General features: G+C 57.6%; 19 protein-coding genes. 14 read left to right on the top strand and 5 right to left on the bottom strand.

What is annotated here, in order from left to right:
• Positions 1-143 precede the first annotated feature (143 nt).
• The gene (fbaB, locus tag IYV58_RS18400; protein WP_004103793.1) at positions 144-1,196 is read left to right on the top strand and encodes a class I fructose-bisphosphate aldolase; all 1,053 of its coding nucleotides are present in this window, start codon (positions 144-146) and stop codon (positions 1,194-1,196) included.
• 117 nt (positions 1,197-1,313) lie between these two features.
• On the opposite strand, the gene IYV58_RS18395 is transcribed toward fbaB, so the two are convergent.
• Together IYV58_RS18395 and IYV58_RS18390 are read right to left on the bottom strand one after the other, a co-directional pair.
• A complete protein-coding gene (locus IYV58_RS18395; RefSeq protein WP_004122686.1) occupies positions 1,314-2,921 on the bottom strand; it encodes an FGGY-family carbohydrate kinase in 1,608 nt (535 codons plus the stop codon).
• A gap of 30 nt (positions 2,922-2,951) precedes the next feature.
• The gene (locus IYV58_RS18390) at positions 2,952-3,701 is read right to left on the bottom strand and encodes an SDR family oxidoreductase (protein ID WP_004122684.1); all 750 of its coding nucleotides are present in this window, start codon (positions 3,699-3,701) and stop codon (positions 2,952-2,954) included.
• Positions 3,702-3,958: 257 nt separating this feature from the next.
• Between IYV58_RS18390 and IYV58_RS18385 the strand changes: the two genes are divergently transcribed.
• Positions 3,959-4,960, top strand: coding sequence for a LacI family DNA-binding transcriptional regulator (locus tag IYV58_RS18385; protein ID WP_087829107.1), 1,002 nt, complete (start codon positions 3,959-3,961; stop codon positions 4,958-4,960).
• A gap of 21 nt (positions 4,961-4,981) precedes the next feature.
• Here the strand turns inward: IYV58_RS18385 and IYV58_RS18380 are convergent, their stop codons facing one another.
• Positions 4,982-5,923: a sugar-binding transcriptional regulator gene (locus IYV58_RS18380; RefSeq protein ID WP_004122682.1), complete on the bottom strand. Its 942-nt coding sequence runs from the start codon at positions 5,921-5,923 to the stop codon at positions 4,982-4,984.
• Positions 5,924-6,128: 205 nt separating this feature from the next.
• On the opposite strand from IYV58_RS18380, the gene dalD reads away from it, so the two are divergent.
• The 12 genes from dalD (at position 6,129) to IYV58_RS18320 (ending at position 19,455) form a co-directional block, all read left to right on the top strand.
• Positions 6,129-7,496 (top strand): D-arabinitol 4-dehydrogenase, encoded by a 1,368-nt coding sequence (dalD, locus tag IYV58_RS18375; protein WP_004122681.1) that lies wholly within the window; start codon positions 6,129-6,131, stop codon positions 7,494-7,496.
• A 9-nt stretch (positions 7,497-7,505) separates the two neighbouring features.
• The gene (gene xylB, locus IYV58_RS18370; RefSeq protein ID WP_004122679.1) at positions 7,506-8,969 is read left to right on the top strand and encodes a xylulokinase; all 1,464 of its coding nucleotides are present in this window, start codon (positions 7,506-7,508) and stop codon (positions 8,967-8,969) included.
• A gap of 68 nt (positions 8,970-9,037) precedes the next feature.
• A complete protein-coding gene (gene dalT / locus IYV58_RS18365; RefSeq protein ID WP_004122677.1) occupies positions 9,038-10,315 on the top strand; it encodes a D-arabinitol transporter in 1,278 nt (425 codons plus the stop codon).
• Between the two features lie 48 nt (positions 10,316-10,363).
• Complete coding sequence (locus tag IYV58_RS18360) at positions 10,364-11,026, top strand: HAD family hydrolase (protein WP_004122675.1); 663 nt, start codon at positions 10,364-10,366, stop codon at positions 11,024-11,026.
• Between the two features lie 298 nt (positions 11,027-11,324).
• Entirely contained in the window at positions 11,325-12,479 is a 1,155-nt protein-coding gene (locus IYV58_RS18355) for a mandelate racemase family protein (RefSeq protein ID WP_142471430.1), read from the top strand.
• A gap of 119 nt (positions 12,480-12,598) precedes the next feature.
• Complete coding sequence (locus tag IYV58_RS18350) at positions 12,599-14,221, top strand: ABC transporter substrate-binding protein (RefSeq protein WP_087829106.1); 1,623 nt, start codon at positions 12,599-12,601, stop codon at positions 14,219-14,221.
• Positions 14,218-15,255 carry an ABC transporter permease gene (locus IYV58_RS18345; protein ID WP_195729182.1) on the top strand — a complete coding sequence of 346 codons (1,038 nt, stop codon included), beginning with the start codon at positions 14,218-14,220 and terminating at the stop codon, positions 15,253-15,255. Before IYV58_RS18350 ends, IYV58_RS18345 begins: the two co-directional genes overlap by 4 nt.
• The gene (locus IYV58_RS18340) at positions 15,252-16,157 is read left to right on the top strand and encodes an ABC transporter permease (protein WP_004122667.1); all 906 of its coding nucleotides are present in this window, start codon (positions 15,252-15,254) and stop codon (positions 16,155-16,157) included. Before IYV58_RS18345 ends, IYV58_RS18340 begins: the two co-directional genes overlap by 4 nt.
• Positions 16,129-16,992, top strand: a complete 864-nt coding sequence (locus IYV58_RS18335; protein ID WP_004122665.1) for an ABC transporter ATP-binding protein — start codon at positions 16,129-16,131, stop codon at positions 16,990-16,992. The genes IYV58_RS18340 and IYV58_RS18335 overlap by 29 nt, the downstream gene beginning before the upstream one ends.
• Before the next feature lie 10 nt (positions 16,993-17,002).
• Positions 17,003-17,776, top strand: a complete 774-nt coding sequence (locus tag IYV58_RS18330; RefSeq protein WP_004122658.1) for an ABC transporter ATP-binding protein — start codon at positions 17,003-17,005, stop codon at positions 17,774-17,776.
• A 415-nt stretch (positions 17,777-18,191) separates the two neighbouring features.
• The gene (locus IYV58_RS18325; RefSeq protein ID WP_004122656.1) at positions 18,192-18,998 is read left to right on the top strand and encodes a winged helix-turn-helix domain-containing protein; all 807 of its coding nucleotides are present in this window, start codon (positions 18,192-18,194) and stop codon (positions 18,996-18,998) included.
• Positions 18,985-19,455: a hypothetical protein gene (locus tag IYV58_RS18320; RefSeq protein ID WP_004122654.1), complete on the top strand. Its 471-nt coding sequence runs from the start codon at positions 18,985-18,987 to the stop codon at positions 19,453-19,455. The genes IYV58_RS18325 and IYV58_RS18320 overlap by 14 nt, the downstream gene beginning before the upstream one ends.
• On the opposite strand, the gene yegS is transcribed toward IYV58_RS18320, so the two are convergent.
• Positions 19,456-20,349: a lipid kinase YegS gene (yegS, locus tag IYV58_RS18315; protein ID WP_004122651.1), complete on the bottom strand. Its 894-nt coding sequence runs from the start codon at positions 20,347-20,349 to the stop codon at positions 19,456-19,458.
• A 243-nt stretch (positions 20,350-20,592) separates the two neighbouring features.
• Positions 20,593-21,954, bottom strand: coding sequence for a prephenate-dependent tRNA uridine(34) hydroxylase TrhP (gene yegQ, locus IYV58_RS18310; RefSeq protein ID WP_004122648.1), 1,362 nt, complete (start codon positions 21,952-21,954; stop codon positions 20,593-20,595).
• Between the last annotated feature and the right edge of the window lie 6 nt (positions 21,955-21,960).

Here is a 21,960-nt window from a genome sequence, read left to right as displayed (position 1 = left end):
TTATGGATGATGTCAGTGGATGACATTTAAAAATCCCTCTGCAATGGAAAAATCCCACTTTCGATACCAGACTTATTGCTGCCCAAAATAATTGGGTTGGGAAAACGCATGCCGGTTTCGACCGGCACTTACGGGAGATAGCTATGACTGATATTACGCAGTTGCTTGGCAAAGATGCCGACACGCTTTTACAGCACCGCTGTATGACAATTCCAGCCGACCAGCTCTATTTACCGGGGGCGGATTATGTCGATCGGGTGATGGTGGATAACAATCGTCCACCGGCGGTGCTGCGTAATATGCAAACCCTGTATAACACCGGCCGCCTGGCGGGAACCGGGTATTTGTCGATCCTGCCGGTCGATCAGGGCGTAGAGCATTCTGCTGGCGCCTCATTTGCCGCCAACCCGCTGTACTTTGATCCGAAAAATATCGTCGAACTGGCCATTGAGGCCGGTTGTAACTGCGTGGCCTCCACCTATGGCGTGCTGGCCTCGGTGTCGCGCCGCTATGCGCACCGTATCCCCTTCCTGGTCAAACTAAACCACAACGAAACGCTGAGCTACCCGACCGAATACGATCAGACGCTGTACGCCAGCGTTGAGCAGGCATTCAATATGGGCGCCGTGGCGGTCGGGGCGACGATCTATTTCGGTTCCGAACAGTCTCGTCGGCAAATCGAAGAAATCTCCGCTGCGTTTGAACGCGCGCACGAACTGGGTCTGGTGACCGTACTGTGGGCCTATCTGCGTAATTCGGCGTTTAAGAAAGATGGCGTCGACTATCACGTCTCCGCTGACTTAACCGGTCAGGCCAACCACCTGGCGGCGACCATCGGCGCAGATATCGTGAAGCAGAAAATGGCGGAAAATAACGGCGGCTATAAAGCGGTGAACTTCGGCTATACCGACGATCGGGTTTACAGCAAGCTCACCAGCGATAATCCGATCGATCTGGTGCGTTACCAACTGGCGAACTGCTATATGGGCCGTGCCGGGCTGATTAACTCCGGCGGCGCGGCGGGCGGCGAAACCGATCTGTCCGACGCCGTGCGCACGGCGGTTATTAATAAGCGCGCGGGCGGCATGGGGCTGATCCTCGGACGTAAGGCGTTTAAAAAATCGATGGCCGACGGTGTGAAGCTGATCAATGCCGTGCAGGATGTCTATCTGGACGGCAAAGTCACGATCGCTTAAGCACTCGCGTCGTCTGCCTTCCCCGGCGGCGCTGCGCCTGGCTGGGCTACCGGTTCAACGCCGTCTGCGGGCCGGTAGCCCGGACAGGCGCACCAAGCGCCGCCTCCAGGATCCCGCTTATTCGCGAATTAGCCGCGCCGTGTGCTGTAGCGTTTTATATGCTTCATAGCGCCGCTGATGATCGGCGCTAAATTGTTCTACGCAGCGATAGGTTTTATCCACCCGCGTAAACTGCTTCATCGCTTCCGGTAGGGAAGGGGCGACTTTACCTGCTACCGCGCCGAGGATGGCCGAACCTAACAGTACCGGCTCGCTGCTGGCGGTGCTAACTACGGTAACGCCGCAGGCATCGGCTAATAGCTGACGCACCAGCGGATGCTGTCCGGCACCGCCGCTAATGATGATATTCTCGCTGCGGATGCCGCACGCCTTCTGCGCGTCAATAATCTGCCGCAGGCCGTAACCGATCCCGCACAGCCCGGCGACGTAGAGCGCCATCAGGTTGTCCAGGTCCCGCTCCATCCCCAGCCCGGCGATAATTGCTTTCGCGTGCGGGTCGGCCAGCGGCGCCCGATTACCTAAAAATTCAGGCACCACGTGCAGCCCGGCGGCGAGTGTGACCGCAGCAGAAGAACTTTCCACTTTCGCCAGCACGCTATCGGCAAGATAAACCGGTAGCGGGACGCCGCGCGCCTTGGCCAGCGCCTTAGCCTCGGCGGCGGCGGGATGGAAGCTCAGCAACTGGTCGATGGCCGCTCCGGCCGCGCTCTGTCCGCCTTCGCTCAGCCAGAACCCTGGCACCATCGCCGAGTAATATGGTCCCCAGACGCCGGGCACGAACACCGCTTCCTGAGTGGTGGTCATGGTGCAGGAGGAGGTGCCGAAAACGTAGGCCATGTTATTGACCGCGCCGTTAAGCACGCCGACGGTGCCGATACCACCCGCGTGGGCATCGATCATACCGACCGCCACCGGAGTACCGACGGGCAGGCCCATCTCCTCTGCCGCCGTGGCGCAGAGGCCGTCGCCGCAGGGGGTTCCCGGATCGACAATACGCTGGCCGATGCGGACAAAATCTTCATCCGCCAGCTCTTCGAGGCCAATCTGGCGGAAGTACCCGGCGTCCCAGCGTTGTTCATGCGCCAGGTAGGTCCATTTACAGGTCACGGTGCACGCCGAGCGGGCTAAATCGCCGCTTGAGCGCCAGGTCAGATAATCCGCAAGATCGAAGAAGTGGCGCGCCTGCTGATAAGTGTGCGGGCGGTTCTCCTTCAGCCAGAGAATTTTCGGCGTTTCCATCTCTGGCGAGATTTTACCGCCGACGTACCGCAATACCGCGTGGCCCGTGGCGTTAATTTTTTCCGCCTGCCCGGTGGCGCGGTGATCCATCCAGACGATGATATTGCGATCCGGGTCTTCCGAAGGACCGACCGCCAGCGGCGCATCGTTTTCACCGATCACCACCAGCGAGCAGGTGGCATCGAAGCCGATACCGGCAACCGAGGACGGCGCGACGCCGGCGCTGGCCACCGCCGTTTTAATGCAGTAGCACACCGCCTGCCAGATCTCTCGGCTTGACTGTTCCACCACATTTCCGGCACTGCGAAATAGGGTAATTTCCCGGGTCGCGTGGGCGACAAGGTCTCCCCGCAGATTGAACACTCCGGCGCGAACGCTGCCCGAACCGACATCGACGCCAATAATATGTTGCGTATCGCTTTGCATAAAATCCTCTCACACAGGCTGGTTGAACGGTCAGAGATCCACGCTGTTCGGCAGGATCACGATGTCGCGTACGGTGACGTTTTTCGACCGCGTCACCATAAACAGCACTGACTCGGCCACTTCAATCGGCTGCATCAGGCTGCCGTTGGCCAGCGCTTCGTCCATTTTGGCTTTCGGCCAGTCGTCCAGCAGGGCGGTGACTACCGGGCCCGGCAGCACGGCGCCGACGCGCACGCCGTACTGGGAAACCTGGCGGCGGGTGGTATGCACAAACGCCTGAACGGCAAATTTCGACGCGGTATAGATAGGCTCCCAGATCACCGGTACCACGCCCGCGATAGAGCTGGTGAAGATAATGTCCCCGGACTTTTGCGCGATAAGATGCGGCAGGACGCTGCGCACGCAGCGGAAGGCGGCGTTGGTATTGAGGTGCAGCACGCGATCCCAGACGTCCGGGTCGCCCTCGGCCACCGGCCCGCCGATATAGGCTCCGGCGTTGGCGTGGAAAATATCAAGACGCCCGGTGAGCTGCAAAATTCCCTGCAGAAGGTTATCAACCTGATCCGCCTGCATCAGGTCAACCTGCAGGGCGAAGGCGTTTTCGCCGAGTTCGGCGACAAGTTTGTTGAGCTTTTCCCCTTCGCGGTCGATAAGCACCACTTTTGCGCCAGCCCCGAGCAGGGTTTTCGCGCATTCGAGGCCGATACCGGACGCCGCGCCGGTGATAGCGGCAACTTTACCGCTGAGGGAAGTATTCATAGAGGAGACAGAGTGGTTCATTTTATAATCCTTTACAGAGTTTGGTTGGCACTATCGAGCGCGAGGGCATCGCGTTCAACGTTAAAGACAAAAACTTGTTAAGGTATTGAATATGAGCGTCATTTCTTGAGTTTTTCTGGAATATTAATGCTGAATGCGTTAATACTTCGGAAAGTCGAATGGAAGCTCAATCGATGAAGCTCATGTTGCGCTAGCTTCATCGATTGAGCAAGTGGGGAAATTAACAGCGAAATGATTTTGTGACGCAAGTTGGGAAAATGAAGAAAATCACGATTTACGACCTGGCGGAACTTTCCGGCGTTTCGGCGAGCGCGGTGAGCGCTATCCTCAACGGCAACTGGAAAAAGCGCCGTATCAGCGCAAAGCTTGCCGAAAAGGTGACGCGGATTGCCGAGGAGCAGGGATATGCCATTAACCGCCAGGCCAGCATGCTGCGCAGTAAAAAATCGCACGTCATTGGCATGATTGTCCCCAAATACGATAACCGCTATTTCGGTTCGGTCGCCGAGCGCTTTGAGGAGATGGCCCGCGAGCGCGGCCTGCTGCCGATCATCACCTGTACGCGTCGTAGCCCGGAGCTGGAAATTGAAGCGGTAAAAGCGATGCTCTCCTGGCAGGTTGACTGGGTGGTGGCGACCGGGGCAACCAATCCGGACAAAATTACCGCCCTGTGCCAGCAGGCAGGCGTGCCCACGGTCAATCTCGACCTGCCGGGGTCTGTCGCCCCGTCGGTAATATCGGATAACTACGGCGGCGCGAAGGCGCTGACCCAAAAAATCCTCGCCAATAGCGCTCGCCGCCGGGGGGCGCTTGCGCCGCTGACCTTTATTGGTGGACGCAGCGGCGACCATAATACCAGCGAGCGTTTACGCGGCTTTCACGATGCGCATCGGGAGCTGGGGTTGAGCGTGCCGCAGGAGAACATCCTGGCGCCCGGTTATTCGAAAGGTAAAGTCGAGGCCTGCCTGCAAGAGCGGTTTGGCGCAGCGGAGACCCACTTGCCGGGGATATTTGTCAACTCGACGATATCGCTGGAAGGGGTGGTGCGCTGGCTATCGCAGGCGGGGCTGACCGGTAGCGAACAGCCGCCGATGGGCTGCTTTGACTGGGACCCGTTTGTCTATCTGCTAGGGCACGATATCGACATGGTGCAGCAGGACGTACCGGCGATGCTGGAAGCGGTGTTTCAGATTATCGATTCCGGCGATGCCAGCCAGCAGCGGATTGAAATTCCGCCGCTGTTGATGAGCAGCCGCTAAGCCGCTTTCTGGCGGTTGACGTTAGCGCGTCAGCAGCCAGCGGGCGGTATGTTCATCGGTCACCAGGCCATTGATCCAGCCGCCTTTAAGCGCCGCCAGAATCGCCGGACGTTTGTACTCGCCGCACGCCACCGCGATGCGCGGGCACTGGTTCTGGCGAATGTCATAGCTGGTAATCATTCTGTTGATTTCGCTGTCAACCACGCCGCCTTCGGCATCAATAAAGCGCCCCATAATCTCGCCGATGCCGCCGCGGGCGGTCAGCTCATCCATCTGCGCCTGATTGATAAAGCCGTCTTTGAAGATGGGGCTTTGGGTACCTAATGGCCCAATGCCGACAAAAATAACGTCCGCCTGGCGGGCGACGGCGGAAACGCTGCGGAACAGCCGGCTGGTGCACCACATGTCGTACTCCTCCTGAGTTTGCGCGTAGCGCGGCGCGGGCCACTGATAGTATTTGGCCTTAATTTTGCTGGTCAGCAGCAGCGGGACGTCATCGTAATAGTTGCACTGTCCGTCGGCGTCCATGGCGCTGATTAGCGCCACGCAGCGGGTATTCTGGCTATCGAAATCGATGCGCTGCAGCGCTTTTTTTAGGGTCAGGCCGGAACCCAGACCGATGATTTTCTCTTTATCATCCTGCAGATAGCGGGCCATCAGCTGATAGCAGCCGAACGACACGCTATCGAGGGTGCTTTCTTCGTTAAAGGCGGGCACGACATTGCACTCGATGAGCCGGTACTTCTCCTGCAGCAATTGTGCGTAATCGAGGCAGTTAGCCACCGGATGGTGCAGGCTAATCGACACGATCCCTTCTTCTTTCGCGGCGGCGATCAGCCGCTGCACCACCGGCCTCGAGGTGCCAAGCTGGCTGGCGATCTCGCTCTGATTCTGCCCGGCGATGTAGTACATCCATGCGGCGCGGACCTTCTGATCCAGCCGGATATCGTCTTCTTTGCTCATGGTTTCCCGCCCTAAGTTGCTGGCCGCGGCGTAATTTCACCCGGCGAATACCCGCATTCTGGCCGTGGTCAGGATAACTGGCAAGCTTTTGCTCTTTTTTGGTCATTTGTAATTTGTTTGGGTAATTGTTCTTTTGTGATCCATGGCTCTTATTTTGGTCAAATGATCAATTACAGTGAGCCCATCAACTCAAGGAGATCAGAACATGAACAATAAATTCACATGGCTTCACATTGGTCTGGGTTCTTTTCATCGCGCTCACCAGGCGTGGTATCTGCATCGTTTGATCGCTTCCGGAGATAAGCGCTGGCATATCGCGGCGGGGAATATTCGCAACGACGCCGAGCAGGTGGTCCAGGCGCTGGCGGCGCAGGGTGGACGCTACGTGCTGGAAACCGTCAGCCCGGAAGGGGAGCGCGAATATGAAGAAATCACCTCCATTCAAAAATTGCTGCCGTGGCAGGCCGGGCTGCAGCCGCTGATTAACGAAGGGGCAAACCCGCAGACCAAAGTTATCGCCTTTACCGTGACGGAAGGGGGCTACTACCTGAATACCCGCCATCAGCTGGAAACCAGCAACCCCGATTTGCAGGCGGATCTGGCAGGGGAGTGCAAAACCATTTACGGCACCCTTGCGCGGATTCTGGAAAAGCGCATGGCCGACAACGCCGGGCCGCTGACCCTGCTGAACTGCGATAACGTGCGCCATAACGGCGAACGCTTTCACGACGGCATGGTTGAGTTCCTGCAGCTAACCGGCAAGCAGGCGGTGATTGACTGGATGGCCGTCAACACCACCTGTCCGAATACCATGGTCGACCGCATTACACCGCGTCCGGCGGCTGACCTGCCCGCGCGCATCAAAGCGCAAACCGGTATTGACGATAAAGCGCCGGTGATGGGCGAGACCTTTATCCAGTGGGTAGTGGAAAACAACTTCCGCGATGAACGCCCGAACCTGGAAGCGGTCGGCGTGGAGATGGTTGCATCGGTGATCCCTTATGAAGAGGCGAAAATCCGCATACTGAACGCTTCGCATAGCTGCATCGCGTGGGCGGGGACGTTAATCGGCCAGCAGTATATTCATGAAAGTACGCTGACCGACTTCATCTACGCCATTGCCGACCGCTACGTCACCGAGGATGTGATTCCGTGCCTCGGCGATAACGGCATTGACCTGCCGACCTATCGTGACGTGGTGCTCAAGCGCTTTACCAACCCGTATATCCAGGACACCAACCAGCGCGTCGCTGCCGATGGCTTCTCGAAAATTCCGGCGATGATCGCGCCAACCCTGCAGGAGTGCTACCAGCGCGGCGTCCGCCCGGAAGCGACCGCCATGCTGCCCGCGCTGTTCTTCGTCTTTATGGAACAGTGGCATAAAGGAACCCTGCCGTATCAGTACCAGGACGGCATCCTCGACGCTCAGGCGGTACATGAAATGTTTGAAGCTCAGGATCCGGTGGCCCTGTACGCCCGTAATACAGCGCTGTTTGGCACGCTTGCCGACAATGTCGATTTCCTGGCGCTGATGCGCGAGAAGATCGCCGCAGTCTATACGCTGATTAACTAAGAGGTGGCTATGTATCTGGGTATCGATCTCGGCACATCGGAAGTCAAAGCGCTGGTCATTGATGAGAACAATGAGGTTATCGCCAGCCATAGCGCACCGCTGAGTATTCAGCGTCCCCATCCGCACTGGTCAGAACAATCGCCGCAGTCATGGTGGGAGGCGACGGAGTATTTGATGGCCACGCTGCGGGAAAAATGCGCCCAGCACTGGCCGGCCATTAAAGCCATCGGCCTTTCCGGGCAGATGCACGGCGCGGTCCTACTGGATGACGAGGGGGAGGTGATTCGCCCGGCCATTCTGTGGAACGACACCCGCTGCGCCGCAGAGTGCGCGGAGCTGGAAGAGATGGCGCCGGAGCTGCATCAGGTGGCGGGAAACCTGGCGATGCCGGGCTTTACTGCACCGAAGCTGCTGTGGGTTCGCCGCCACGAGCCGCACTACTTTCAGCGCACCGCCACGGTGCTACTGCCGAAGGATTATCTGCGCTATCGGATGACCGGTAAGAAAGTCTCCGATATGTCGGACGCCGCCGGGACGCTGTGGCTGGACGTGGCGAAGCGCGACTGGTCCGACTCTCTGTTGGATAAGTGCGGCCTGGCGCGCAGCCAGATGCCGACACTGGTCGAAGGCTGCGAGGTGTCCGCCACGCTTGACCCGCAGGTGGCCGAGCGCTGGGGGCTGAACCCCTCGGTAGCGGTTGCCGGCGGCGGCGGCGATAACGCGGTCAGCGCCATCGGCGTCGGCGCGGTCTCGCCGGGAGACGCGTTTATTTCGCTCGGCACCTCCGGGGTGCTGTTTGTGGTGACCGACGCCTATCGTCCAGCGCCGCAGTCGGCGGTACACGCCTTTTGTCACGTTCTGCCGAATCTGTGGCATCAGATGAGCGTCATGCTCAGCGCCGCCAGCTGTTTGCAGTGGTTCTGCCGCCTGACCGGCACTACGGAGGTAGCGCTGCTGGAGGAGATTGCCCAACTTAGCGAGGAGGAGAAGGCCCATGCGCCGTTCTTCTTACCCTATCTCTCCGGCGAACGTACCCCGCACAACGATCCTGACGCGCGCGGCATGTTCTGGGGCATGACCCACTCCAGCCTGCGCGCCCAGCTCGGCTACGCGGTGCTGGAAGGGGTGAGCTTTGGCATCAATGACGGCCTGCGGGTGCTGAAAGAGAGCGGGACGCGGATCGAACAATGTTCGCTGGTTGGCGGCGGCGCCCGCAGTCCGTTCTGGGCGCAGCTGTTGGCCGATATTCTCGATATGCCGGTGGTGACCCACAAAGGCGGAGAGACCGGCGGGGCGCTGGGCGCGGCGCGGCTGGCCTGCCTGGCGGCGGGCAAACCGCTTGCCGCGGTGTGTGAAAAACCGGAGGTCTGGCAGACCTGGCGCGCTGACCCGGCACGCCATCAGACCCTGATGCAGCGCTACGCACAGTTTAACTCCTTGTATTTAAACGATCTGAACTACCGGAAGCACTAATTTTTATCACGATAACCGTTCCGGTGAACTTACCGGAACGGCCTCCTGTACCCTAAAACGAGGTCATTATGTCTATCAATAATAAACAGTGGCTCGGCTTACCCCTGAACCTGCTCTGGGGATACATCGCCATTGCCGTATTCATGACCGGCGACGGTTTTGAACTGGCATTTCTCTCGCATTACATCAAAGAGCTCGGTTTTTCCCCGGCGCAGGCTTCATTTGCTTTTACCCTCTACGGCCTGGCCGCCGCGCTGTCGGCGTGGATCTCCGGCGTGGTGGCGGAAATCATTACCCCGCTGAAAACCATGATGATTGGCTTCGTGCTGTGGTGCGTGTTCCACGTACTGTTTCTCGTCTTCGGCCTCGGCCACGCGAACTATGCGCTGATCCTCGTTTTCTACGGTATCCGCGGCTTCGCGTATCCGCTGTTCCTCTACTCGTTTATCGTTGCCATTATCCACAACGTGAAAAGCGATAACGCTAGCTCGGCGATCGGCTGGTTCTGGGCGGTTTACTCGATCGGTATCGGCGTTTTCGGCAGCTATATTCCGAGCTTTACCATTCCGCATATCGGCGAGCTGGGGACGCTATGGCTGGCGCTGGCTTTTTGCGTCACCGGCGGCATCATCGCGCTGGCTTCCCTGCGCCATATTCAAACGCCGCGCCATATGCAGAACCTGACCACTCGCGAGAAGTTTTCCGAGTTGGGGCGGGCGGCGACGTTGCTCTATACCAACCGCAATATTCTGCTGTCGAGCATGGTGCGGATTATCAATACCCTCTCGCTGTTTGGCTTTGCGGTAATTATGCCGATGATGTTTGTCGATGAGCTGGGCTTTACCACCTCCGAGTGGCTGCAGGTGTGGGCGGTATTCTTCTTCACCACCATTTTCTCTAACGTGCTGTGGGGCATTCTGGGGGAAAAACTGGGCTGGATGAAGGTGGTGCGCTGGTTTGGCTGCATCGGCATGGCGCTCTCCAGCCTGGCGTTTTACTACATTCCGCAGCACTTCGGACATAATTTCGCGATGGCGATGATTCCGGCCATTGCCCTGGGGATCTTTGTCGCCGCCTTCGTACCGCTGGCGGCGGTCTTCCCGGCGCTGGAGCCACAGCACAAAGGGGCGGCTATTTCGGTTTACAACCTGTCGGCGGGGATGTCGAACTTTCTCGCACCGGCCATTGCGGTGATTTTGCTGCCGTTCTTCAGCACCATCGGGGTGGTGATCGCCTATACCGCGCTGTACGTGGCGGCCTTTTTCCTCTGCGCGTTTATTCACGTCGAGCAGCCGGGTTTTACCCGCAAGGAAGCGCCGGCCGGCGAGCAGGTGGAGTTCTCTTAAGATAATGCGGCTGGCATGCCCGGCATGCCAGCCTTAACGAGGTGGATGATGAGTATTCAGGCAGTAATTTTTGACATGGATGGCGTCATTATTGATTCCGAATCCCTGTGGCGGCGGGCGCAGATCGAAGCCCTCGCCCGCTGGGGGGCAACGGCGAGCGATGAGGAGTGCGAAAGGCTGACCAAAGGTAAACGCCTTGACGACATTGCCCGTACCTGGTGTCAGTATTGTCAGCTTGACCTCGCCCCGCAGCGGCTTGAAGACGCCATACTGCAGCGTATCACCGGCCTGATCGCCGCCGAAGGCGAGCCGATGCGCGGGGTGCGCGAGGCGTTACGCTATTTTCGCCACGCGGGCTATAAGATTGCGCTCGCTACTTCTTCATCCCGTCAGGTTATCTCCGCGGTGCTGAACAAGCTCTCGCTCTGGCACTATTTTGACGTTATCTCCAGCGCGGATGATGAAGCGCAGGGCAAGCCGCATCCGGCGGTGTATCTGACGACGTTGCGTAAGCTCAATCTCGACGCCAGCCGGTGCCTGGTGATTGAAGATAGTTTCAACGGCTTTAGCGCGGCCCAGGCCGCAGGTATCGCCACGGTGATTATTGCCGAAGATAGCCAGCATGCGCGCTTCCAGGCCGCCGCTGGCCGCTATCAGGCTTTACCTGAGCTGCTGGAAAACCTCAACGCAGCGGCGGAAGCGGTCGAATAACTGACTCTTTCGTGGGCGCAGAACATCTCGGGATGTACCCGGTCGGTCACTCTCTTTTCTGCGCTCACGCCCCCTTTTTCACTATGCCGATCCTTCTCACATATCGCCCATCTTTTGTGAAAACAGTCACGTCCTGTTGTGCCAATGCCCAAATTTATTGCCTTGCTTAGCGGTGTTTGTCCGAGGCACTGCTACGTAATTGTGCTTAGATTAGATATTGAAACGTATTTTCAATAATGTGAAACCACTTTACCGATTTAACTCTATAGATCGGATTTGGCCGTGATAAGGACCGAGCATGAAAATTGAATCTGTAAATGTCACCGTTTTCCAGTATCCCACGCGTCGGGTTTCCGACAGCGCCGGACACTCCCATCCTGGAGCGGAAAGCATGGCGAAAATGGCGATGCTGACCATTACCGCCGATGATGGCACCCGGGGTTTTTCGTTTGCGCCGCCGGAAGTGGTACGCCCGTTCGTGGTGAACACCTTTTTTCGCAAGGTGATGGTGGGGCAGGACCCGTTTAACCGCGAGCGTATCTGGCAGGATCTTAACCACTGGCAGCGCGGCAGCGCCCATCAGTTGACCGAGCGCGCGCTGTCGTTTGTGGAACAGGCGCTGTGGGACCTGATTGGTCGCAAGCTCAATATGCCAGTGTATAAGCTGCTCGGCGGCTATCGCGATACCGTTCCCGCCTACGGCAGCACCATGTGCGGCGACGATCTGTCTGGCGGTCTGTCGACACCAGAAGAGTATGCTGCTTTTGCCGAAAAGCTGGTCGCCCGCGGCTACAAGGCCATCAAGCTGCACACCTGGATGCCGCCGATCGCTTTTGCGCCCAATCCGAAGATGGACATTAAAGCCTGCGCGGCGGTGCGCGAAGCGGTAGGGCCGGATATCGACCTGATGATTGACGGCTATCACTGGTACAGCCGCGCCGAGGCGCTGTGGATTGGCAAAGAACTGGAAAAACTCAACTTCGCCTGGTTTGAAGAGCCGATGGAGGAGGATTCGATGTCCTCCTACGCCTGGCTGGCGGAAAACCTGTCAATTCCCATCGTCGGACCGGAGAGCTTCGGCGGCAAGCATCATATGCGCGCCGAGTGGGTGAAAGCCGGAGCCTGCGACATCCTGCGCGCCGGGGCCAACGGCGTGGGCGGTATTACCCCCACCATGAAGGTGGCGGCGCTGGCGGAATCCTTCGGTATGGATTGCGAAGTCCACGGCAACGGCGCGGCAAGCCTGGCGGTAGTCGGCGCGATCCGCAATTGCCGCTGGTACGAGCGCGGCCTGCTGCATCCATTCCTCGACTACGATGAGCCGGCGGCCTATCTCAACAGTATTGTCGACCCCATGGATGACCAGGGTTTTGTGCATTTGTCACAGCGTCCGGGTCTCGGCGAAGACATTAATTTTGCGTATATCGAAGCCAACACCGTTAGCCACGACTGATTCAAAAAAATAAATGCCCGATGGCGCTGCGCTTATCGGGTCTGCGGCCCGGTAGACCGGATAAGGCGAAAATGCCGTCATCCGGCAACATGTACCCTACAGTACAGGCAAACAGAGATATGAAAAAAACCTCCCGACTGGCAGCGTGCTTACTCGCGCTCGCCGTGTCGATGGGGAGCGGGGCGGCGTTGGCGAAAACGCCGCCGGATCAGCTCATCATCGGCATGAATATGAATAACCTGCTCACCCTTGACCCGGCGGCGATGACCGGGAACGAAGTGGTGGGGATCGTGGTTAACCTCTACGACTCGCTGGTGGAGCTTGATCCTGAGCAGCTCACCAACGTCAGGCCCGCGCTGGCGAAATCCTGGGACATCAGCCCGGATGGCAAAACGCTGACCTTTCATTTGCGCGACGACGTGAAGTTTCATTCCGGCAACCCGCTGACCGCCGCTGACGTGGTGTGGTCGATGCGGCGTATTTTGCATCTCAACCTCGCCCAGGCCTCGGTGTGGAAATCCTACGGCTTCAGTAAGAAAAATATTGATAACCAGGTGAGCGCCCCGGACGACGTGACGGTACAAATCGTGTTACCGAAAGATAACGACCCGCAGCTGGTGATCTACTCGCTGGCGGCGCTGGGCAACCTCGGAGTGCTCGACAGCAAAACGGTGCAAAGCCACCAGCAGGATAACGACTGGGGTAACCGCTGGCTGACCACCCATGAAGCCGGCTCCGGGCCGTTCACGCTGGAAACCTGGCAGGCTAAAGATGTGCTGCGCATGAAACGCAATCCTGACTACTGGCGCGGCGAGGCGAAAATGAGCCGCGTGGTGCTGCGCCATTTCCAGGAGTCGCAAACCCTGCGCCTGATGATCGAAAAAGGCGACCTCGATATTGCCAACAATATGGCGGTTTCCGACATCAACGCCCTGCGCGGCGACCCCCAGCTGACCGTCGACGCGGTGCAGCGCGGCACCATGTACTACGTGGCGATGAGCATGAAAGAGGCGCACTTCGCTAACCCGAAAGTGCGCGAAGCGGTGCGCTATCTGATTGATTACCAGGGTATCAATAAAGCGCTGATGCCGGGCTACGGGGTGCTGCACCAGCGGCCGATTAAGGCGGGCATGCCGTCAACGCTGCCCGACCCGGGCTATAAGCTGGACGTGGCGCGGGCGAAAAAGCTGCTGGCGGAAGCGGGCTATCCCAACGGCTTTGACACCACGCTGCGGGTCCTCTCGGATCAGCCGTTCCTGAACATTGCTATCGCCGTGCAGTCGACGCTGATGCAGGCGGGGATTAACGCCAAAATTATCACCGGCACCGGTAACCAGATCTACGGCGCGATGCGCGAGCGTAAATTTGACCTGTTGGTAGGACGCGGCGGCAGCGGAATGGAGCCGCACCCGCACTCCAGCCTGCGTGCGCTGGTCTATAACCCGGATAACAGCGATGAGGCGCGCCTGACCAACTTCCAGGGCTGGCGCACCGGCTTTTACGACCCGCAGCTCAATTCGATGATTGACCATGCCCTGCTGGAACGCGATGCGCAAAAGCAGGTCGCCGATTACCAGGCCATTCAGACGCGCTACGACCAGCTGATCCCAGCGTTAATTCCGCTTTCGCAGATGGTCGATTCGGTGGTGGTGCGCAACGAGGTGCGGGATTATCAGCCGCACCCCTCCGCCACCACTTTTCTGCGTGACGTCTATAAAACCCGCGAAGGAGAGAAAGGATGAGCACCGCAATCCTTGCGCCCGGCTCACGCGGCCGGCGCTTATCAAAACGGCTGCTGCAGGTGGTCATTACCCTGTTCGGCCTGCTGCTGCTGACCTTCACCATTGGCCGCGTTATGCCCATCGACCCGGTGCTGGCGATTGTCGGCCCGGACGCTGATCAGAGTACCTATCAGCAGGTTTACCAGCAGCTGGGGTTTGATAAATCGCTGACCACCCAGTTTGGGATCTATTTCGTCAACCTGCTGCACGGCGATCTGGGCAACGCGCTGCTGACCGGGAAACCGGTGGTGGACGATATTATTCGCGTGTTCCCGGCCACCATGGAGCTGGCGACGATGGCGATTATCGTCGGCGCCGGGCTGGGCATCCCGCTCGGCGTGCTGGCGGCGGCGCGACGTAACAGTATATCCGACTATGTGGTGCGCATTATCAGCCTGGCGGGCTACTCAACGCCGATCTTTTGGGTGGGGATGATGGGGCTGTTGCTGTTCTACGCCTGGCTTGGCTGGGTGGGCGGCGCCGGTCGGGTAGACCTCGGGCTGGACGGTATTGTGCCACGGCGTACCGGTCTGATGACCGTCGATGCGCTGCTGGCGGGCAACGGGCAGGTGTTCTGGAACGCCATTAACCACCTGATACTCCCCGCCTCGCTGCTCGGCTTTCACTCGCTGGCCTACATCAGCCGAATGACCCGCAGCTTTATGCTGGCCCAGCTGTCGCAGGAGTTCATTATTACCGCGCGGGTGAAAGGGCTGACCGAGCCTCAGGTCATCTGGAACCATGCGTTTCGCAATATCCTCGTACAGCTGCTGACGGTGGTGGCGCTGGCCTACGGCGCGCTGCTGGAAGGCGCGGTACTGATTGAAACCGTCTTCTCCTGGCCGGGCTTTGGCTCCTATCTCACCGGCAGCCTGCTGCTGGGCGATATGAACGCGGTGATGGGCTGCGTGCTGCTGGTGGGGGTGATCTTCGTGATGCTCAACCTGCTCTCCGACATGCTGTATCAATTCTTTGACCCGAGGACAAAATCATGACCGTTTCTCTGGATACGCCGCTTTCCGGCGGCACGGGCGAAGGCCGCCAGCGGCTGCGGCGCACGGCGTCGCGGGCGGCCGGGTTTATTGGCAAAATGGCGCGCAATCCGCTAACGGCCATCGGCGGCGGAATTATCTTTCTGCTGCTGGTGGTGGCGATTTTCGCGCCGCTGATTGCGCCTTACAACCCGCTGGTGCAGGACCTCAACAGCGCGCTGGTCGCGCCGAACGCGCAGCACTGGTTCGGCACCGATGAGTTTGGCCGGGATATCTTTAGCCGTCTGGTGTACGGCTCGCGCATTACCCTTTACATCGTGCTGCTGGTCTCGGTGACCGTCGGTCCGCTCGGGCTGCTGCTCGGCGTCAGCGCCGGCTATTTCGGCGGCAAAGTCGATATGGTGCTGATGCGCGTCACCGATATTTTCATCTCCTTTCCGAGTCTGGTTCTGGCGCTGGCGTTCGTCGCCGCCTTAGGCCCGGGACTGGAGCACGTGGTTATCGCCATCACGCTTACCGCCTGGCCGCCGATTGCTCGCCTGGCGCGCGCCGAAACCCTCTCTCTGCGCCAGGCTGATTTTATCTCCGCCGTACGTCTGCAGGGCGCGTCATCGGCCCGCGTCCTCTGGCGGCATATCGTGCCGCTGTGTCTGCCGTCGGTGATTATCCGCATCACCATGAATATGGCGGGGATCATTCTGACAGCGGCCGGTCTGGGCTTTCTCGGCCTCGGCGCGCAGCCGCCGGAGCCGGAGTGGGGGGCGATGATCTCCAGCGGGCGCACTTACATGATGGAGTGCTGGTGGGTGGTTACGATTCCGGGGCTGGCGATTCTGATCAACAGCTTAGCGTTCAACTTTTTAGGAGATGGCCTACGTGACATCCTCGATCCTCGCAGCGAGTAATGCTCCGCTGCTCGACGTACGCGATCTGTGCGTCGACTTTGTTAACGGCAGCGCGGTGACCCATGCCGTGCGCGGCGTCTCCTTCCAGCTGGGGCGTGAAAAGCTGGCGATTGTCGGCGAGTCCGGTTCGGGTAAGTCCACCGTTGGGCGCGCGCTGCTGCAGCTGCATCCGAAAAAAGCCCGCGTCACCGCCGCCCGGATGCAGTTTGCCGACCTCGACCTGCGGCATCTCAGCGAAGCGCAGATGCGCGACGTACGCGGTAAACGTATCTCGATGATTATGCAGGACCCGAAATATTCGCTCAATCCGGTAGTCTGCGTGGGTAAGCAAATCGCCGAGGCCTGGCTTACCCATCATCCGGGGCGTAAAGATGAGGCCAAAACAAAGGCGCTGGAGATGCTGGAGGTGGTGCGTATTCGCCAGCCGGAGCGCGTTTATCAGCTTTATCCCCATGAAATATCCGGCGGACAGGGGCAGCGCATCATGATTGCCATGATGCTGATTACCGACCCGGAGCTGGTGATCGCCGATGAACCCACTTCCGCGCTGGACGTGTCGGTGCGCCTGCAGGTGCTGGGCCTGTTGGATGACCTGGTTCAGTCGCGCGGGCTGGGGCTGATTTTTATCAGCCACGATATCAACCTGGTGCGCAGCTTCTGCGACCGCGTGCTGGTGATGTACGCCGGACGGGTGGTGGAGTCCATCGCCGCCGGCGATCTCGATAACGCCCGCCATCCCTATACGCAGGGGCTGATTAACTCGCTGCCGGATATTCGGCAGCGTCGTCCGGTTCTGCCGGTCCTGCAGCGCCAGGCCAGTTGGTTAACGGAATAAGGAGCGGATAATGATTGAAGTGAAACATCTCAACCTCGCGTTCGGCGAAGGGGAGAAGCGCAATCAGGTGCTGTACGACGTTAATTTCCACGTCAGGCCCGGCGAGATTTACGGTCTGGTGGGCGAGTCCGGCTCCGGTAAAACCACGGTGCTGAAGTGTCTGGCCGGGCTGTTTACCCACTGGCAGGGGGAGCTGGCAATCGATGGTCAGCGTTTAGGCCATGAGATTAACCGCGAGCGCTGCCGGCAGGTGCAGATGGTTTTTCAGGATCCGTACGGTTCGCTGCATCCCCGTCACACCATTGGCGACATCCTCGAGGAGCCGCTACAGATTCATCGCATTCGCGATCGCGACCGGCGGATGAATATGCTGCTGGACAAAGTGGGCCTAAATCGGGCCTTTCGCGAACGCTATCCGCACCAGCTCTCCGGCGGCCAGCGGCAGCGCGTGGCAATTGCCAGAGCGCTGATCCTTGAGCCGCAGGTGCTGCTGTTGGATGAGCCGACATCGGCGCTGGATGTGTCGGTGCAGGCCGAGATCCTCAACCTGCTGGCGGAGCTGCAGCAGGAGGCTAAGCTCACTTACCTGATGGTCACCCACGATCTCGGGGTTATTGCCCACTTATGCCAGAAAGTGGCGGTGATGCAGTATGGCAAGATCCTCGAAACTTTGACGGTGGACGCGCTGGTCAACGGTGAAGCGCAAACGGCCTATACGCAGATGCTGGTTAACGCAAGCCAGCAATATACGCGCGAAATGGCGCGGGCGGTGTCTATGTACTAGGCAACATGGCGCATTCTCTACCGGGGTATGCGCCATTTTTTAGATAAAACATTGAAGCTATATGTATTTATAGTTATAAATATCGTATATTAATGTAAAAGTGGTGTTTAGATCTAAAATGATAATATCTTTCGTGTAAATGAAATTATGTGGAACTATAATTTATATTTATGGTTTTTAATGACATAAACGACCATTTTCTGTTTAAAGTAAAAAATCATCCATTCTGTAAATTCACTTAAACCTTGTTAATAGCAAGGAAAAACTGCGCATTGTGCCTCCAGTTCCGCTGAGTAATAGAGTAAACTCGCTTGCGAAAAATCTTAAACTGTCATCTCCGTCATGGAGGATTATCGTATTTAATATACGGTATCCATGTCGCTTATCCACATGATTACCACGCTCAGGGAACAGGATGGAAAAATATACGATTAATGGAATAGTGGAATTTACTCCGCAACGTAGTGTTTTAATACTCATTGCTGACGAGACGAAAGCGGTATCATTAAATATGCCGGCCAGTCGCTGCCTGTTGCTGCTTATTCAGCAGGATGGCAAAACCGTAGCCCGTGAAACCTTCTTTGAGGAAGTGTGGATAAAGCATGGTGCTCAGGTGACCAGCAACGGTTTCTACCAGAATATTTCTCTGCTGCGCCGCGCATTTAAGGAACTGGGCGTCGAGGAAGATATTATTATAACGGTGCCGAGAGTGGGGGTCAGGCTCGAAGCGACATTAACGATGGCGGAATTTCAGCCGGATGAGGCGATAAAGACGCCGGTCGCGGAGGAACAATGCTCGCATGTTGACGAGCCTGTACATAAGGAGGTCGCTGCTGCGAGTGTGCCTGGAAAAAAGCGGTTAAGGCCGCGAAGCTCTCTTCTGTGGGGGCTTGCGGCACTGCTGAGCTGTCTGGTGGGCGGTTTTGTTGCGTGGCACACAGAATTCGACTCTTATTTGCAAACTTATGTGCCCATTAATGCTAAATTTTCGCAACAATGTCATTTTTTTGCCAATGACGATGTGGTAGATCACGTTCGGCATACGACTTTTATCAATCGTAGCAAATTTGATTGCGAAAAATATTCGTGGATTTATTTGACGCTTTATCCTGGGGAAGCCCGCGTTTCTGTGATTAGCTGTCAGCAAAAATTTAGTCAATGGCGTGATAATCAATGCCTCACCAAATATTACATTAAGGAGGTAGTCAATGCGCCGGCGTGAAATTAACTGGTTAATCACTATCGTATTTATCGGCATATTAACTGGGGTGGCAATAAAATCGTGGCAATACTGGCAGCGCAACCATTTTCAGTGTAGCGGGGAGCTGCGGTTATTTAACGCGGGTTACCAGGGCGATATTTCGTTACGCTACGTATTTGATAGCAGCCGCGGGCTGGTGATTGTTCGCGGGGAAATTACGCCGCCGCAGGGCGAGTCGTTTACCATTAATCAGAACATCTGGTTTAGCTTTACCCGCGACGGCCAGCACTACTTCCTGCGTTCGGAAACCGTCTCGGCCAGCATCGGCGAGACCGAGCAGGAGGAGCACATAAAGCGCATCCTGCCCTCGTTTTTCCTGCAGCCGCAGGTGCCGTTTTACCTGAACATCCAGCGGCTTAACGAGCGTACCCGGCTGCTGTATACCAGCCGGGCGCCGTCTTTACTTTGCGAGGCTTGATTAGCGTAACAATGGGCAGTCGGGCGGCAGTCGGCAGCGCAGCGCGGCCGGTAAGAGCTCCATCCGGAAGGTTTTGCCGGTTAGCGGTTCGCCGTCGAGGTTAAACGTCATCTCGTGGGGAGCGGTTATCTCAAACCACGATGAGACGCCGTCGATAATATTCGGTGAGTTTTCCGGATTGGCGAGGGTGCTGAACAGCGTGGGGATCAGCTCTTCGCCGGTGAAGATGCGCAGGTGCAGCAGACCGTCGTTAATTAACGCTTCCGGGCACAGCTGCTGGCCGCCTCCGGCCTGGCGTCCGTTGCCGATACCGATGACCAGCGCGTCGCCGTGCCAGTGAAAGTTCTCGCCGCGGATTTCGCAGCGGTCCGGCTTAAGCGTATCCATGCGCATCAGGCCGTGGATTAAATAAGAGACGCCGCCGAGCGCGGCCTTGAGTTTCTCCGGGGTTTCGGTCGTGATTCGGGTACCAAAGCCGCCGGTGGCCATATTAATAAAACCGGTCTTATCATTAACCCGCGCAATATCTATCGCCACGTCGCGGCCAACGATGGCCAGCTTCAAGGCGCTGGCCAGATCCTGGGGGATACCGACGCTGGTAGCGAAATCGTTCGCCGTGCCCAGCGGTAAAATTCCCAGCGCCATATCGCCATCGCGCTCAACCAGCGCCGTCGCCACCTCGTTGATGGTGCCATCGCCGCCGCCGGCAATCACCGTTTCGACATTCAGCTTCAGGGCCTCATCGATAAACCGAGCGGCATCGCCTTTTTCCCAGGTCACGCGGACGTGAATATCGATTCCTTCGTCGCGTAACAGTTTAACCGCCTCTCGTAGCGACGGTTCATTGGCGCCTTTGCCATTCAGAATCAGTAAGCTGGCTGGAAACGTGGACATTATCAGGGGACCTTTGTTGCTCAGTAATGCATAAAGTGTACCGCATGAAGAAAGGGAAGGACGGGGGGGAGATAAAAAATAAGCCCGCGTAAGGGAGATTACGCAGGCTAAGGAGGTGGTTCCTGGTACAGCTAGCATTTATGGGTTATGTTTTTCAGCGAAATGGATGATATCTGCTTTGAACGAAACGGTATGTGATCCGTTTCTAATATCTTTACATCGTGAAAAAATAACCCTGATTAACTAGTTACCGTGCGGGTTTCTGGTCGTCTGGCCTGCAAAATTGCGCATTAGCAGCGCATACTGCAGCGCCATATCTTCCGGAACAGGCAGCCATACCGTGTGGCCATCGCCCGGCGCGACCGGCATGATTTCGCCTTTGCCGTTTTCCATATGCTCAAGGGTAAAGTTGACGTTGCCCTGCGGGGTCATCAGCTCAAGGCTGTCGCCGACGGAAAATTTGTTTTTCACCGCCACCGCGGCCAGCTGGCCTTTGCGCTCGCCGGTAAATTCGCCGACAAACTGCTGGCGTTCGGATACGGAGTAGCCGTGCTCGTAGTTCTGGTAGTCGTCGTGGGTATGGCGGCGCAGAAAGCCTTCGGTATAGCCACGGTGGGCGAGGTTTTCCAGGGTATCCAGCAGGGAGGTGTCGAACGGTTTGCCAGCGGCAGCGTCGTCAATGGCCTTGCGGTAGACCTGAGCGGTACGGGCGCAATAGTAATGTGATTTGGTGCGGCCTTCGATTTTCAGCGAGTGGACGCCCATCTGGGTCAGGCGCTCAACGTGGGCAATCGCGCGCAGATCTTTCGAGTTCATGATGTAGGTGCCGTGTTCGTCTTCGAAAGCGGTCATGTACTCGCCCGGGCGCTTGGCTTCTTCAATCATAAACACCTGGTCCGTGGGCGCGCCGATGCCCAGCGTCGGCTCGACGTTCTGCACCGGGATCGGCTCGTGCTTGTGAACGATATTGCCGACGTCGTCTTCTTTGCCCTCCTGGACGTTATACTCCCAGCGGCAGGCGTTGGTGCAGGTCCCCTGGTTTGGGTCGCGTTTGTTGATATAGCCCGAGAGCAGGCAGCGGCCGGAGTAGGCCATGCACAGCGCGCCGTGAACGAAAATTTCGATTTCCATCTCCGGCACCTGGCTACGAATTTCGGCGATCTCATCCAGCGACAGCTCGCGGGAGAGAATAACGCGGGTCAGCCCCATTTGCTGCCAGAACTTGACCGTTGCCCAGTTGACGGCGTTAGCCTGTACCGAGAGGTGAATATCCATGTCGGGAAAATTCTCGCGCACCAGCATGATTAACCCCGGATCGGACATGATCAGCGCATCCGGCCCCATTTCCACTACCGGCTTCAGATCGCGAATAAACGTTTTCAGCTTGGCGTTATGCGGCGCGATATTGACCACCACATAGAACTTTTTACCCAACGCGTGGGCTTCGTTGATGCCGAGCTGCAGATTTTCGTGATTGAATTCGTTATTACGCACGCGCAGCGAGTAGCGCGGTTGGCCCGCATAGACGGCGTCTGCGCCATAAGCGAAAGCGTAACGCATATTTTTCAGCGTTCCCGCCGGGGAAAGGAGTTCCGGTTTAAACATGATTTT

Origin of the sequence: Klebsiella sp. BDA134-6 (genome assembly GCF_015601345.1) — a bacterium.
GTDB classification, from domain to species: domain Bacteria; phylum Pseudomonadota; class Gammaproteobacteria; order Enterobacterales; family Enterobacteriaceae; genus Klebsiella; species Klebsiella grimontii.
The sequence above is the reverse complement of the archived record's forward strand: the minus strand, read 5'-3'. Positions and strand labels throughout refer to the sequence as shown.

Bases quoted from the DNA above. Each gene is read 5' to 3' on its own strand.
- fbaB (WP_004103793.1), top strand. From the start codon at position 144: ATGACTGATATTACGCAGTTGCTTGGCAAAGATGCCGACACGCTTTTA.
- IYV58_RS18395 (WP_004122686.1), bottom strand. From the start codon at position 2,921: ATGCAAAGCGATACGCAACATATTATTGGCGTCGATGTCGGTTCGGGC.
- IYV58_RS18390 (WP_004122684.1), bottom strand. From the start codon at position 3,701: ATGAACCACTCTGTCTCCTCTATGAATACTTCCCTCAGCGGTAAAGTT.
- IYV58_RS18385 (WP_087829107.1), top strand. From the start codon at position 3,959: ATGAAGAAAATCACGATTTACGACCTGGCGGAACTTTCCGGCGTTTCG.
- IYV58_RS18380 (WP_004122682.1), bottom strand. From the start codon at position 5,923: ATGAGCAAAGAAGACGATATCCGGCTGGATCAGAAGGTCCGCGCCGCA.
- dalD (WP_004122681.1), top strand. From the start codon at position 6,129: ATGAACAATAAATTCACATGGCTTCACATTGGTCTGGGTTCTTTTCAT.
- xylB (WP_004122679.1), top strand. From the start codon at position 7,506: ATGTATCTGGGTATCGATCTCGGCACATCGGAAGTCAAAGCGCTGGTC.
- dalT (WP_004122677.1), top strand. From the start codon at position 9,038: ATGTCTATCAATAATAAACAGTGGCTCGGCTTACCCCTGAACCTGCTC.
- IYV58_RS18360 (WP_004122675.1), top strand. From the start codon at position 10,364: ATGAGTATTCAGGCAGTAATTTTTGACATGGATGGCGTCATTATTGAT.
- IYV58_RS18355 (WP_142471430.1), top strand. From the start codon at position 11,325: ATGAAAATTGAATCTGTAAATGTCACCGTTTTCCAGTATCCCACGCGT.
- IYV58_RS18350 (WP_087829106.1), top strand. From the start codon at position 12,599: ATGAAAAAAACCTCCCGACTGGCAGCGTGCTTACTCGCGCTCGCCGTG.
- IYV58_RS18345 (WP_195729182.1), top strand. From the start codon at position 14,218: ATGAGCACCGCAATCCTTGCGCCCGGCTCACGCGGCCGGCGCTTATCA.
- IYV58_RS18340 (WP_004122667.1), top strand. From the start codon at position 15,252: ATGACCGTTTCTCTGGATACGCCGCTTTCCGGCGGCACGGGCGAAGGC.
- IYV58_RS18330 (WP_004122658.1), top strand. From the start codon at position 17,003: ATGATTGAAGTGAAACATCTCAACCTCGCGTTCGGCGAAGGGGAGAAG.
- IYV58_RS18325 (WP_004122656.1), top strand. From the start codon at position 18,192: ATGGAAAAATATACGATTAATGGAATAGTGGAATTTACTCCGCAACGT.
- IYV58_RS18320 (WP_004122654.1), top strand. From the start codon at position 18,985: ATGCGCCGGCGTGAAATTAACTGGTTAATCACTATCGTATTTATCGGC.
- yegS (WP_004122651.1), bottom strand. From the start codon at position 20,349: ATGTCCACGTTTCCAGCCAGCTTACTGATTCTGAATGGCAAAGGCGCC.
- yegQ (WP_004122648.1), bottom strand. From the start codon at position 21,954: ATGTTTAAACCGGAACTCCTTTCCCCGGCGGGAACGCTGAAAAATATG.